Raw genomic sequence first — 12,990 nt, 5'->3', positions numbered from 1 at the left:
CTCGCTGCCTGCGTGCTCGAGCTACTGGCCGGCAGGATATTCCGCCACTACCTCGTCGTTGCCCGCCTTGGTCAGGCCGATCACCTGGTAGGCATCCTTGCGGTCGCCATACTCCATGCCCGGCGAGCCGGCCGGCATGCCGGGCACGGCCAGGCCGAGCAGATCCGGGCGGTTGCGCAGTTCGAGGATCTGCGCCGCCGGCACGTGGCCTTCGACGAACTTGCCGTCGATTACCGCCGTGTGGCACGAGGCCAGGCGCGGCGCCACGCCGAGGCGCTGCTTGACCGCGTGCATGTCCGGCTCGACGTGATCGTTCACCGTGAAGCCGTTGGCCTCCAGGTGCTTGATCCAACCCTTGCAGCAGCCGCAGTTGGCGTCGCGGTGCACGTCGATGCTCAGGGTGTCGGCGGCCTGGGCGGCGCCGCTGATCAGCAGGGCGGCGAGGGCCGCGATACGCAGTCGGTTATTCATCAAAGACTCCTGGTGGAAAGGGATCAGTGGCAGCCGCAACCACCGCCGCAGCCACCGGCTTTCGGGGTAGCCGGTGCGGCGGCCGGACTGGCCAGTTGCGCCGGGTAGCCGGCGTCATCCAGCGCGGCGATCAGCGCGGCGCCGTCCGGGCTGCCGCTGACGCGCACGCGGCCAGCCTGCAGGTCGACCTCGACCGCGTCGACACCGGGCAGCGGGCTCAGGGCCGCGGTGACGTGCTTGACGCAGGCGCCGCAGGTCATGTCCTGAACGTTCAGTTCGATGGTGCTCATGGTGGACTCCTCGATGCTGGCCGGTCCAGCCCGGCCCTGATGCAATCTTTGACCTTTCCATCGTGGCAAGGTCAAGCGCCTGTTTCACCTCAAGCGTACGCCTCTCCCCGATCTCGCGAGCAGAGTGTCGCGTGTTCGACTTCACTATGGTGGGCCCATAGTGGGTTGCCATCATAGGAGCGGATATGTACCGAAACAGCATGCCGGCATTGCTGCTGGCCGCCGGGTTGCCCTTGTTCCCATCGCTTTGCATGGCGGCAACTGACGAGGTGACGGGGCCACAGGTGGTGTCTGCCCTCGAGGGCGCCTTTGGCGTCACGCCGGGCGAGCGCCGCAATCACACCAAGGGCACGTGCGCGGCCGGCGAGTTCGTCGGCCTGTCTGCCGGGGCGGCCTATTCGCGCTCGGCGCTGTTTTCCGGAGTGCCGGTACCGGTTATCGCGCGCTTCTCGCTGGCCGGCGGCAACCCGGAGGCGCCGGATACGGCGAAATCCCCGCGCGGCATGGCCCTGGAGTTCGCGCTGGGCGATGGGCGCCTGCAGCACATGACGATGCTGAACACCCCCGTGTTCGGCGCGGCGCAGCCCAAGACCTTTCTCGACCTGATGGTCGCCATGCAGCCCGACCCCGCCACCGGCAAACCCGACCCCGAGAAGCTCAAGGCCTTCAGAGCGAGCCACCCGGACAGCCTGGCGCAGGCGAAATTCCTCGAAGAGAACAACCCACCGCCGAGTTTTGCCAACAGCAGTTACTTCGGTATCCATACGTTCAGATTCATCAATCAGGACAACCGGACTACGCCGGTGCGTTGGCGCTTCGTGCCGCAGGACGGCGAAAAGCGTCTCGCCGCCGAAGAGCTTGCCGCCTTGCCGGCGGATTTCCTCCAGCAGCGCTTGATCGAGCGGATGCAGCAGGGGCCGGTGCGCTGGGACATGGTGCTGACCATCGGCGCGCCCGGCGACCCGGAGGACAACTCGACCGTGGCCTGGCCGGAGAATCGCGAGCAGGTGAAGATCGGCACCCTGACCCTCAGCGCGGCGATGCCGCAGAAAGGCGCGGCCTGCGAAAAGATCAACTTCGATCCGCTGGTGATGAGCGATGGCATCGCCCCGAGCGACGATCCTGTTCTGCATTTTCGCTCCCAAGCCTATGCGGCCTCCTTCGCCAAGCGACTGGGCGGCTTGTAACACCGTCCGCGCGCGTCCGCCGGGTGTTCAGTCGATGCGCGCGTTGCGCAGGCGCAGGGCGTTGCCCACCACGGAAACCGAGCTCAGGCTCATGGCCAGTGCGGCGATCATCGGCGACAGCAGGTGGCCGGTCAGTGGGTAGAGCAGGCCGGCGGCCAGTGGAATGCCCATGGCGTTGTACAGGAAGGCGAAGGTCAGGTTCTGGTGCATGTTGCGCACCGTCGCCACCGACAGGCTGCGTGCGCGCAGGATGCCGAGCAGGTCGCCCTTGACCAGGGTGACCTGGGCGCTGTTCATCGCCACGTCGGTGCCGGTACCCATGGCGATGCCGACGTCGGCGCGGGCCAGTGCCGGGGCGTCGTTGATGCCGTCGCCGGCCATCGCCACGCGGCGGCCTTCCTGCTGCAGGCGGGCGGCCAGGCGCTCCTTGTCTTGCGGTTTGACCTCGCCGTGCACCTCCTCGATGCCGAGCTGGCGGGCCACCGCGCGAGCAGTGGTCAGGCCGTCGCCGGTGGCCATGATCACGGTCACGCCATCGGCCTGCAGGCGCTCGACCGCCTGCCGGGAGGTCGCCTTGATCGGATCGGCCACCGCCAGCAGGCCGGCGAGGCGCTGGTCCACCGCCAGATACATGATGCTGGCACCCTCGCCGCGCAGGGCTTCGGCCTGCTCCCTGAGGGGCTCGACATCGACGCCCGCTTCCTCGAGAAGCGTGGTGTTGCCGAGCAGCAACGGGCGACCGTCGACCTGGCCGCGCACGCCGATGCCCGAGGCCGACTCGAAGTTCTGCGCCTTGCTCAGCTGCAGCTCGCGCTCGCGGGCCTCTTCGACGATGGCCTGGGCCAGCGGGTGCTCGCTGCCCTGGTCGAGGCTGGCGGCCAGGCGCAGCACCTCGTCGGCCTCGAAGTCGGCTGCCGCCTCGACGCTGTGGAAGGCCGGGTGGCCTTCGGTGAGGGTGCCGGTCTTGTCGACGATCAGGGTGTCGATGCGGCGCAGATGCTCGATGGCGGCCGCGTCGCGGAACAGCACGCCGTTGCCGGCGGCCTTGCCGGTGGCGACCATCACCGACATCGGCGTGGCCAGGCCCAGAGCGCAGGGGCAGGCGATGATCAGCACCGCCACCGCGTTGATCAAGCCGAACACCCAGCTCGGCTGCGGTCCCCACAGCCCCCAGCCGATGAAGGTGAGCATGGCGATAGCGATCACCACCAGCACGAACCAGCCGGCGACCACGTCGGCCAGGCGCTGCAGCGGCGCCTTCGAGCGCTGCGCCTGGGTGACCATCTGCACGATCTGCGCGAGCACGGTGGCGCTGCCGACCTTCTGCGCCTCCATCACCAGGCTGCCGTGGCGATTGAGGGTGGCGCCGATCAGTGCGTCGCCGGCGCGCTTGCTGACCGGGAGCGGCTCGCCGGTGAGCATCGACTCGTCCACTGCGCTTTCGCCCTCCAGCACCCGGCCGTCGACCGGCACCTTCTCGCCCGGGCGCACGCGCAGGTGGTCGCCGCTGTGCACGTGGCCGAGCGGGATGTCTTCCTCGCTGCCGTCGGCATTGATTCGCCGCGCGGTCTTCGGCGCGAGGCCGAGCAGCGCCTTGATTGCCGCGGAGGTCTGCGAGCGCGCCTTGAGCTCGAGGGTCTGGCCGAGCAGGGTCAACGAGATGATCACCGCCGCCGCCTCGAAATACACGCCGATGCGCCCGTCCTGCACGAAGGTGGTGGGGAACACGCCGGGCACCAGGGTGGCGGCGACGCTGTACAGATAGGCGGCGGCTGTGCCCAGGCCGATCAGCGTCCACATGTTGGGGTTGCGGGTGACGATGGATCTCGCGCAGCGCACATAGAACGGCCAGCCGGCCCACAGCACCACCGGACTGGAGAGCGCCAGCTCCACCCAGTTCTGCGTGGTGCCGTGGAACAGCTGCAACTGGTGGCCGACCATGGCCAGCGCGGTGACGATCACTGTCAGCGGCAGGGTCCACCAGAAGCGCCGGGTGAAGTCCTTCAGCTCCGGGTTCTCCTCTTCCTCCAGTTCGGGCAGCACCGGCTCCAGGGCCATGCCGCACTTGGGGCAGGTGCCCGGACCTATCTGGCGGACTTCCGGGTGCATGGGGCAGGTGTATTCGGCGGCGGGGTGCGAATGATGGTCTGGTGGGGTGGTGGGCATGCTCTAAACCTCCAGTGTCCTCCAACATCCTAGTTGGACAAGGCTTACCGCGAGCTGAGCGGCGGATTACATTTCCGTCAGCTGGCCGCAGTTGCTCTCCACGGGACTAGAGTGAAGGTCTCAACCAGCCTTCAAGAGGGATTCGAGATGAAGATGAATCGTTTGGCGCTTTGCTGCAGCGCCCTGCTGCTTGCTGCCGCCACCAGCGCCTTCGCGGCAGAAACGGCGACGACGCCCGAGCAGCAGTGGCAGCAGCACATCACCGAGATGCGTCAGTTGCATCAGAGCTGGATGGCCGGCAAGACCCCTGAGGAGCGCCAGAAGCTGATGGAGCAGCACTGGCAGGTCATGGGCCGCGGCATGCAGAACATGGGGGGCTGCATGGTCGACGGCGAAGGGATGGGCATGGGGATGGGGAAAGGCATGGGGCAGGGTATGGGTAAAGGCATGGGACAGGGCATGGGCTGGATGAGGATGGATACCGTCGAGCAGGCGGACCTGCGCATCCAGCACATGGAACAGATGCTCGAGCAGTTGCGCGCGCATCGCGAGATGCTGGCCAAGCCCAAGCCGTAAGTTGACCGCGCGCCGCGCATCGAGGCCACCTCGGGCCGGCGTGCCGCGTCATCGTCCCTGTGCAAGCAGCGCGATAATGATGACGAGGAGGATGAGGGACACGCCTTTCCAGAAGCGCACGGGATCGCGCTCCATCAGGGGTGGCCGGCTTCGGCTGATGAATTCCTTGCTCGGCTGGCGCAGTTCGAACACGAACTCGGACAGCTCCGGGTAGCGCTTGTGCGGGTCGGGGTGCAGCGCCTTTCTGAGTACCTCGTCGATCCAGACCGGGATCTCGCGCCTGTGGTCGCGTGCCGGCTGGTAGACGAGTTTGTGCTGCGCCGCTCTGCTGCGCGCCTTGGCCACCTGGGTGCCGTAGGGTAGCTGGCCGGTCAGCATCTGGTAGGTGATCACCGCCAGGGCGAAGAGGTCCGAGCGCGCGGTCCCGCTTTCATCGAGGAAGTATTCCGGTGCAGAGTAGGCGGCGGTCCCGAGCAGCTCGCTGTGCTCCCGCGGCCCGCCGATTTCCGCCAGGCCGGCAACCCGGGTGGAGCCGAAATCGATGATCTTCACCGTACCGGTGGCGTCGATCATGACGTTGTCCGGACGCAGATCCTGGTGGAGCATCTCCAGGCGGTGAAAGGCACGCAACCCCAGGGCGATCTGCTCGACGATGCCGCGCACCGTTTCCAGGTCGGGATTGGGGTGATCGATCATCCACTGCCTCAGAGTCTGCCCGTCGATGAACTCGCTGGTGGTATAGAGATAGTTGCGCCGGCGCGCGGCCACCCAGGGCTTCAGGACGTGGGCGCTGTCGATGCGCCGGGCGATCCACTCCTCGGTCAGCAGGCGCTCCAGGTAGGCGACGTCGTGGCGCAGGTCGATGGACGGCGTCTTGAGGACGACTGGCGTCTGGCTGGCCTCATCGACGGCCAGGTAGACGTGGCTGCGGCTGCTGGCGTGCACTTCCCGGACGATCCGGTAGCCATCGAAGCTCATCCGCGCATCCAGCAGCGGCGGCAGCGCCAGTTCGCTCAGCTGCTGCTGCAGTTCGTCGGCGTCCTGGCTGGGCAGGCCGTCGATCCTGACGATCTGCACGGTGAGGTTGTCCGCGCTGCCCTGGGCGTAGGCTTCCTCGGCGATGAGCTGCGCCGCGGTATCGAGGTCGTCGGCATGGGCATCGATCGCGGTGATGACGAACGCGTCGCTGGCATGTTCGTAGACGCCATCGGTGGCGAAGAAAAACGTGTCGCCGCACTCCAGCGCCAGCGTCCGGTAGTCGATTTCCAGGTGCGGATTGATGCCCAGGGCGCGGCCCAGATAGCTCTTGTCCTGGGAGACCCACACGCGGTGGTCGTTGGTCAGTTGTTCGAGGACGTTGTCGCGCAGGCGATAGATCCGCGCGTCGCCGACATGGAAGACATGCGCGGTGGTGGACTTGAGGACCATGGCGCTCAGCGTGCACACATAGCCTCTGTCCCGGTCGAAGCGGTACTGGCTTTGCCGGGTTTGCGCATGCAGCCAGGAGTTGGTCGCCACCAGTACGCGCTGTGCCGACTGCTTGACCGACCAGGTTTCCGGGGTACTGAAATAGTCCTCGAGGAATCCCTTGACGCTGGTTTCGCTGGCGATCTGGCTGACATCGCTGCTGCTGATGCCGTCGGCCAGGGCGATGGCGATGCCCTTGGCATGCAGCTGGGCCGCCGAGGGAATGTACAGGCCGTGGAAATCCTGATTGATGTCCTTGCGGCCCTTGTCGGTGTACTGGCCGACGGCAACCTTCAGTCGAGTGGACATGGCGGACACGAGCCTCGTGCAGGCCGAGGCTCGTGCGGGTCCGTCAGCGCAGGGCGCGCTTGGGCGCGGTCCTGACGTGGGTGGTGTAGAGGGTGAGGCCGGTGAAGGCCAGGCCGCCGACCAGGTTGCCCAGCGCGGTGGGGATCTCGTTCCAGATCATGTAGTCCATGACCGAGAAGTCGCCGCCCATGATCATCGCCGAGGGGAACAGGAACATGTTCACCACCGAGTGCTCGAAGCCCATGAAGAAGAACAGCATGATCGGCATCCACATGGCGATGGTCTTGCCGCTGACCGAGGTGGAGATCATCGCGCCGACCACGCCCATCGACACCATCCAGTTGCACAGCATGCCGCGCAGGAAGATGGTCGCCCAGCCCGCCGCGCCGTACTCGGCGTAGCCCAGGGTGCGCGCCTCGCCGATATGGGAGATCTTCTCGCCGATCGGCCCGGGCTCGGTGGAGAAGCCCATGGTGAAGACGAAGGCCATCATGAAGGCCACGGTCAGCGCACCGGCGAAGTTGCCGACGAACACCAGGCCCCAGTTGCGCAGCACGCCGTTGACGGTCACCCCGGGACGCTTGTCCAGCAGGGCCAGCGGGGTAAGCATGAACACCCCGGTCAGCAGGTCGAAGCCCATCAGGTAGAGCATCACGAAACCGACCGGGAACAGCATGGCGCCGACCAGCGGCGAACCGGTCTGCACGCCGATGGTCACGGCGAACACGGCGGCCAGGGCGAGGATGGCGCCGGCCATGAAGGCGCGGATCAGGGTGTCGCGGGTGGACATGTAGATCTTCGATTCACCGGCGTCGACCATCTTGGTGACGAATTCGGACGGTACGATGTATGACATGGATGTTCCCTCACTAGCTGCTGGCACGAAGACGGACGACTGGACGAATGCCGCACGACGGGCGGCGGGTACGCGGAGGCGGCGCCTGACGGGATTCCCGGCGCCGCCTCGGGCTCACTGCAGACCAACCTCCACGGCATCGCCGTTCAGGCGTACCGGCCAGACGCGCAGGCGCTGCTCCGGATACTCGAGGCAGCTGCCGTCGACCAGACGAAAGTGCTGCTTGTACAGGGGCGAGGCGATCACCAGGTCGCCCTTGAGGCTACCGACGATGCCGCGGCCGATGACGTTGGCCCCCGACTTGGGATCGCGGTTGTCGATGGCGTAGACCTGCTCGCCATCCTCGGTGTGCGGCAGGTGGAACAGCGCCACCTGGGCGCCGTCCAGCCAGGCGACCACGCCAGAGTTGGCCACCAGATCCTGGCGGCTGCACAGGGCGCGCCATTCGATGGCGTTGGCTGCGGATTGGTTGAGTGCGGCGTTTGACTGGCTCATTAGTTCAGCTCCTCGGTGACGGGGATCAGGTGCAGCTCGGAGGCGCGGACCGGCCGGCGCTGGTCACGCTCCTTGACGAAGTGGATGTCCGGGTCGCCGCGGCCGTCGTTGACGAAGGTGCGGAAGCGCTTGAGCTTTTCCGGATCCTTGAGGGCATTGGCCCATTCGCATTCGTAGCGGTCGACCACCAGCTGCATCTGCGCCTCCAGCTCATCGCCCAGGCCCAGGCTGTCGTCGAGGATCACCGCCTTGAGGTAGTCGAGGCCGCCTTCCAGGCTCTCGCGCCACACCGAGGTGCGCTGCAGCTTGTCGGCGGTGCGCACATAGAACATCAGGAAGCGGTCGATGGTGCGGATCAGCGCCGCATCGTCGAGGTCGGTGGCGAACAGCTCGGCATGGCGCGGGCGCATGCCGCCGTTGCCGGCCACATAGAGGTTCCAGCCCTTCTCGGTGGCGATCACGCCGATGTCCTTGCTCTGCGCCTCGGCGCATTCGCGGGTGCAGCCGGAGACGGCGAACTTGATCTTGTGCGGCGAGCGCAGGCCCTTGTAGCGGTTCTCCAGAACCAGCGCCATGTTCACGCTGTCCTGCACGCCGTAGCGGCACCAGGTGCTGCCGACGCAGGACTTCACGGTGCGCAGCGACTTGCCGTAGGCGTGGCCGGTCTCGAAGCCGGCCGCGATCAGCTCGCCCCAGATGTCCGGCAGCTCGTGCAACTGGGCGCCGAACAGGTCGATGCGCTGGCCGCCGGTGATCTTGGTGTAGAGGTCGTATTTCTTGGCGACGGCGCCCAGTGCGATCAGCTTGTCCGGGGTGATCTCGCCACCGGCGATGCGCGGCACGATGGAGTAGGTGCCGTTCTTCTGCATGTTGGCCATGAAGGTGTCGTTGGTGTCCTGCAGCGGCACCAGCAGCGGGTCGGTGATCGGCTGGTTCCAGCAGGAGGCCAGGATCGAGCCGACCGCCGGCTTGCAGATGTCGCAGCCGACATGGCCGCGGCCGTGCTTGGCCAGCAGCTCCTCGAAGCTGATGATCCCCTCGACCCGCACCATGGCGTAGAGCTCCTGGCGGGTGTAGGCGAAGTGCTCGCAGAGACTCTTGTCGACCGCCACGCCGCGGGCGCTCAGCTCGTGCTCGAAGACCTGCTTGAGCAGCGCGCTGCAGCCGCCGCAGCCGGTCCCGGCCTTGGTCGCGGCCTTGAGCTCGCCCAGGTCGGTGATGCCGGCGTCGACCTGGCAGCACACCGCGCCCTTGGTGACGTTGTGGCAGGAACAGATGGTGGCGGTGTCCGGCAGGGCGTCGGCGCCGAGCGCCGGGGCGCCGTCGGACAGCGGCAGGATCAGGCTGGACGGATCCTGCGGCAGCTTGATGCCGTTCTGCGCGTACTGCAGCAGGGTGTCGTAATAGCTGTTGTCGCCGACCAGCACCGCGCCGAGCACGTGCTTGCCGTCGGCGGAGACCACCAGGCGCCGGTAGCTGGAGGTCGCCTCGTCGATGAAGCGATAACTCTTGGCACCCGGGGTGGCGCCATGGGCGTCGCCGATGGAGCCGACATCCACGCCGAGCAGCTTGAGCTTGGTGGACATGTCGGCACCGGTGAACGGCTCGCACGTCTCGCCGGCCAGTTGCGCGGCGACGTTGCGCGCCATGCCGTAGCCGGGCGCGACCAGGCCGAACACGCTGCCGTTCCACGACGCGCACTCGCCGATGGCGAAGATCGCCGGATCCGAGGTGCGGCAGGCGTTGTCGATCGCCACGCCGCCGCGGGCGGCGATTTCCAGGCCGGCGCTGCGGCCCAGGGCGTCCTGCGGACGGATGCCGGCGGAGAAGACGATCAGGTCGGTCTCCAGATACTCGCCGTCCTGGAAGTTCATCCGGTAGGCGTACTCCTCGCCGGCGACGATCTCCTGGGTGGCACGCGACAGGTGCACGCCGACGCCCAGCGCCTCGATGCGCGCCTTCAGCGCCGCACCGCCTGCGTCGTCGAGCTGCACCGGCATCAGGCGCGGGGCGAACTCGACCACGTGGGCTTCCAGGCCGAGGGATTTCAGCGCATTGGCCGCTTCCAGGCCGAGCAGGCCGCCACCGACCACCACGCCACGGCGCGCATTGGCGGCGGCGCGGATCTCGTCGAGATCGTCGAGGGTGCGGTAGACCAGTCGCGAGTTGCCTTCGGCACCTGGGATCGGCGGCACGAAGGGATAGGAGCCGGTGGCCAGGATCAACTGGTCGTAGGCGTGGCGGCCGCTGCTGGTGACCACCTCCTTGCGCTCGCGGTCGATCTCCACAACCTGCTCGCCGAGGTGCGCATGCACGCCGTGACGCGCGTAGTAGTCCGCTTCGCACATGGCCAGGGACTCGGCATCCCGGCCGCCGAAATACTCGGACAGGTGCACGCGGTCGTAGGCGCGCTGCCTTTCTTCACCGAATGCGTGGACCTCGTACCGGGCCAGCGCGCCGCGCTCGATCAGTTGCTCGATGCAGTTATGGCCGACCATCCCGTTGCCGATGATGATCAGGGTTTCGCGCTGAATCGGGGTGACGATGGAGTTCATGGCTTTTCCTCAGTCTTGCCACTGCCGGGCATGGCCAGCAAAACGCAAAAAGGCGCCTGGAGCTGTCGGACAGCTCCAGGCGCCTTTGCCTGGTGTTCATGGAATTGTGTGGGGTGCCAGCCTGAGCCACGTTGCCCGGTTCACCCCGTCCCGCGCCTGTGGAGGCTGGTGGTCGCCGATGACCACGGGGGACGTCCTGCCAGGGAGGCAGGCTTTGACGGAGTGAATGCAGATCCCATGCCACTTTTGGCAATGCACCCTGCAGTCTGCTTCGATGGGGTGCCGACCGGACCGCATACGCGCAATACAGGCGCTCACGGAGAGATCTTGAAGGGGTATCCACTATCGTGGCCACCCGCTAGCGCTGCGCCATGAACCAGAAAGGTGCGCTCAGAGCTTGGCGTGGCAATTTTTGGGGCAGCCAAGGCTCCCTTCTAGACTAAGCGCAACCCGTTGACGGAGCGGCGGTCCGTCGGGTCAGCTAGTGGCCTGCTTGGCTAGTTCAGTTAGTCAATTTCGGCGCCCGAGGCCCGATACGGCGCTGCCACTCCTCGCCATAGCCCTCCTATGACTCGTCGCGGCGCCTTGGGCATCCGGACTTGAGTTAACCAATCAGCCGCACAGGCCACTAGTAGAGGACGATGACCGCCAGCATGTCCAAGTCGATGCCGACTTCAGTGCAGAAGCCGCAGACTGGGCGATGCAGACGTTTCTGGCCGCTTCGTTTGGGTCCTGCCTCACAGTAAGCGTCCGATCTTGGCCAGAAGGGTGGCGCGGTCGAAGGGCTTGGCGATGAAGTCGTTGGCTCCGCTCTTGAGGCTTTCCACCACGACCGCACCCTCGCTCTTGCCGGTCAGCATGATGAACGGGGTCTTTTCAAGGGACGGCATCAGGCGGAAGCGCCGCAGGGCTTCCAGCCCATTCACGCCCGGCATCACGATATCCAGCAGCACCAGGTCGGGTGCGTTGTTGCGCAGCATGCGCAGCGCCTCGGTGGCGTCCCTGGCGATGCTGAGATCGTAATCCCGAGCATCCAACTGATGCGCAACGATCTTGTGCACGAACTCGTCGTCGTCGACCAGCAGGATGCGCGGACGCACCTCCCTGGCCTGTGCGCCGAGAGCGCGCACCGATTCGATGTGCGGGCTGTAGTCGTGCTGCAGTTGCGCCGCCCACTGGTGTACCGGCTGCATGGCGGTGCTGACGTTCTGGAAGGGTTGGTGCAGTGCGGCCTGCTTGAGCCGCACTATCTCCTCCTGCAGATGGTGCAGGGCCTGGGGGTCGTTGTGGGCATAACTGCCGGCGCGGTGGTGCAGATGGTCGAAGGCGCTGCCGATGTCCTGCTCGGCCTTGTTCACCGCTCGATCCACCGTGGCGAGGTGCAGGCTGCCTTCGGCCACGTGCTGCTCGAGCAGTTCCTCGAGCTCGGCGATGCGTTGCGCCTGTTGGGCGAATTCGCCGAGGGCCGGAGCAGTGCGCTTGAGTGCGCGCTGCTCGCGCAGGGCGTTGTGCACCGACATGCGCAGGCGCGGTGCGTCGTGGGTCATCGGCCAGAACATGATGTAGTCGTCGAACACCTCGCGGCGGCACAACTCGTAGGCGTCATGCACGCCCTGTTTGCTGCACAGAACGACCGTGCGATGCGGTTGCAGGTGGATCTTCGCGCTCTGGCGATACAGCTCCAGATAGAACTCTTCGGAGCGCTTCAGGCTTTTGAAGGCCAGCACCAGTACATCCGGGAGTTGTTCGTCGAAGGTGTCGATCCGGGAGTCTTCGTCGAGTGCCATGATCAGGTGCTCGAACTCGAGCTGCAGCTGGTTCTGGATGATGGTCGCATCGGCCTTGTCGTCGGTGGCGACCATGATGGTGACGGGGAGTTTCTTGTTGGCTGTCATGTTTGGGGTGCGTCACATGGATTGTAGAGCGGGCCGCGGAGCACAGGAGGTCCCGCGCCGGCGATCGTTATGGAGGCCTGCGGGTGGGAGGCCGCTGCGGGTCATGTCGGCATACCGTCGATAAACTGCTCGACCGCCTGCAGTTCGCGTTCCAGTTGGTCGAACAGCGGTTGCAGCAAGGCGGTGTCTCGGGACTGGTCGCCGGATCCCTCCAGGCGGGCGCACAGCTCGCCCATGGACACGGCTCCGACGGTGCGCGAGTTGGACTTGAGGGAGTGGGCGAGGCTGACCACGCTCGCGCTATCCTCGGCCTGCAGTGCCGTACGCAGTTGTGCGACTGCCCGGTTGGCAGTGTTGCGAAATTCGCCGAGAAAGTCGGCGAGCACTGCCGGCTCGTCGCCGACCACGGTCTTGAGCACTTCGATATCGACCGTTGCCTTGCTGGCGGCAGTGGGGGCGGCTGGCTCGTGCGAGGTGGGCTTTGGGCTCAGCCATTTCTCCAGCATGGCCTGCAGATCGTCGAGCCGGGCCGGCTTGCTCAGGTAGTCATCCATGCCGGCTTCCAGGCAGCGCTGGTTTATGCCTTTTTGCGAATTTGCGGTGAGCGCCACTATGGGCAGGTGCCGGCTGCCGTTCTCGGCGGCGCGGATCGCGGCGGCCAACTGGTAGCCGTCCATTTCCGGCATGTGCAGGTCGGTCAGCAGCAACGCATAGCCACCCTTG

The 12,990-nt window shown here is 66.2% G+C and carries 11 protein-coding genes; 2 read left to right on the top strand and 9 right to left on the bottom strand.

Annotated features, from left to right (window positions below; all coding sequences use genetic code 11):
- Nucleotides 1-21 precede the first annotated feature (21 nt).
- Both BMZ19_RS18830 and BMZ19_RS18825 read right to left on the bottom strand, forming a co-directional pair.
- Complete coding sequence (locus tag BMZ19_RS18830; protein WP_090313127.1) at nucleotides 22-471, bottom strand: DUF411 domain-containing protein; 450 nt, start codon at nucleotides 469-471, stop codon at nucleotides 22-24.
- Between the two features lie 23 nt (nucleotides 472-494).
- Nucleotides 495-761 (bottom strand): heavy-metal-associated domain-containing protein, encoded by a 267-nt coding sequence (locus tag BMZ19_RS18825; RefSeq protein ID WP_090313126.1) that lies wholly within the window; start codon nucleotides 759-761, stop codon nucleotides 495-497.
- Between the two features lie 185 nt (nucleotides 762-946).
- Between BMZ19_RS18825 and BMZ19_RS18820 the strand changes: the two genes are divergently transcribed.
- Nucleotides 947-1,948, top strand: a complete 1,002-nt coding sequence (locus BMZ19_RS18820; RefSeq protein WP_090313125.1) for a catalase family peroxidase — start codon at nucleotides 947-949, stop codon at nucleotides 1,946-1,948.
- A gap of 27 nt (nucleotides 1,949-1,975) precedes the next feature.
- On the opposite strand, the gene BMZ19_RS18815 is transcribed toward BMZ19_RS18820, so the two are convergent.
- On the bottom strand, nucleotides 1,976-4,057 hold the full coding sequence (locus BMZ19_RS18815; RefSeq protein WP_170847812.1) for a copper-transporting P-type ATPase: 2,082 nt from the start codon (nucleotides 4,055-4,057) through the stop codon (nucleotides 1,976-1,978).
- 168 nt (nucleotides 4,058-4,225) lie between these two features.
- Here BMZ19_RS18815 and BMZ19_RS22280 point away from each other — a divergent pair, with 168 nt between their 5' ends.
- Nucleotides 4,226-4,690: a hypothetical protein gene (locus BMZ19_RS22280; RefSeq protein WP_244517280.1), complete on the top strand. Its 465-nt coding sequence runs from the start codon at nucleotides 4,226-4,228 to the stop codon at nucleotides 4,688-4,690.
- A gap of 48 nt (nucleotides 4,691-4,738) precedes the next feature.
- Here the strand turns inward: BMZ19_RS22280 and BMZ19_RS18805 are convergent, their stop codons facing one another.
- The 6 genes from BMZ19_RS18805 to BMZ19_RS18780 all read right to left on the bottom strand — a co-directional run.
- A complete protein-coding gene (locus BMZ19_RS18805; protein WP_090313122.1) occupies nucleotides 4,739-6,466 on the bottom strand; it encodes a bifunctional protein-serine/threonine kinase/phosphatase in 1,728 nt (575 codons plus the stop codon).
- 43 nt (nucleotides 6,467-6,509) lie between these two features.
- Nucleotides 6,510-7,322: a formate/nitrite transporter family protein gene (locus tag BMZ19_RS18800; RefSeq protein WP_090313121.1), complete on the bottom strand. Its 813-nt coding sequence runs from the start codon at nucleotides 7,320-7,322 to the stop codon at nucleotides 6,510-6,512.
- A gap of 114 nt (nucleotides 7,323-7,436) precedes the next feature.
- Nucleotides 7,437-7,817: a nitrite reductase small subunit NirD gene (gene nirD / locus BMZ19_RS18795; RefSeq protein ID WP_090313120.1), complete on the bottom strand. Its 381-nt coding sequence runs from the start codon at nucleotides 7,815-7,817 to the stop codon at nucleotides 7,437-7,439.
- The gene (gene nirB, locus BMZ19_RS18790) at nucleotides 7,817-10,372 is read right to left on the bottom strand and encodes a nitrite reductase large subunit NirB (protein ID WP_090313119.1); all 2,556 of its coding nucleotides are present in this window, start codon (nucleotides 10,370-10,372) and stop codon (nucleotides 7,817-7,819) included. Before nirB ends, nirD begins: the two co-directional genes overlap by 1 nt.
- Nucleotides 10,373-11,109: 737 nt before the next feature.
- The gene (locus BMZ19_RS18785; RefSeq protein ID WP_090313118.1) at nucleotides 11,110-12,267 is read right to left on the bottom strand and encodes a response regulator; all 1,158 of its coding nucleotides are present in this window, start codon (nucleotides 12,265-12,267) and stop codon (nucleotides 11,110-11,112) included.
- Between the two features lie 101 nt (nucleotides 12,268-12,368).
- The coding region (locus BMZ19_RS18780) for a response regulator (RefSeq protein WP_139214710.1) at nucleotides 12,369-12,990 on the bottom strand (622 nt) is incomplete at its 5' end.

It is taken from the genome of Pseudomonas linyingensis (genome assembly GCF_900109175.1).
In the GTDB taxonomy this organism is placed as follows: domain Bacteria; phylum Pseudomonadota; class Gammaproteobacteria; order Pseudomonadales; family Pseudomonadaceae; genus Geopseudomonas; species Geopseudomonas linyingensis.
The sequence above is the reverse complement of the archived record's forward strand: the minus strand, read 5'-3'. Positions and strand labels throughout refer to the sequence as shown.

What these genes read in the sequence shown, in the direction of transcription:
- BMZ19_RS18805 (WP_090313122.1), bottom strand. Translation starts at nt 6,466, where the DNA reads ATGTCCACTCGACTGAAGGTTGCCGTCGGCCAGTACACCGACAAGGGC.
- BMZ19_RS18820 (WP_090313125.1), top strand. Translation starts at nt 947, where the DNA reads ATGTACCGAAACAGCATGCCGGCATTGCTGCTGGCCGCCGGGTTGCCC.
- BMZ19_RS18800 (WP_090313121.1), bottom strand. Translation starts at nt 7,322, where the DNA reads ATGTCATACATCGTACCGTCCGAATTCGTCACCAAGATGGTCGACGCC.
- nirD (WP_090313120.1), bottom strand. Translation starts at nt 7,817, where the DNA reads ATGAGCCAGTCAAACGCCGCACTCAACCAATCCGCAGCCAACGCCATC.
- BMZ19_RS18830 (WP_090313127.1), bottom strand. Translation starts at nt 471, where the DNA reads ATGAATAACCGACTGCGTATCGCGGCCCTCGCCGCCCTGCTGATCAGC.
- BMZ19_RS18785 (WP_090313118.1), bottom strand. Translation starts at nt 12,267, where the DNA reads ATGACAGCCAACAAGAAACTCCCCGTCACCATCATGGTCGCCACCGAC.
- nirB (WP_090313119.1), bottom strand. Translation starts at nt 10,372, where the DNA reads ATGAACTCCATCGTCACCCCGATTCAGCGCGAAACCCTGATCATCATC.
- BMZ19_RS18815 (WP_170847812.1), bottom strand. Translation starts at nt 4,057, where the DNA reads ATGCACCCGGAAGTCCGCCAGATAGGTCCGGGCACCTGCCCCAAGTGC.
- BMZ19_RS18825 (WP_090313126.1), bottom strand. Translation starts at nt 761, where the DNA reads ATGAGCACCATCGAACTGAACGTTCAGGACATGACCTGCGGCGCCTGC.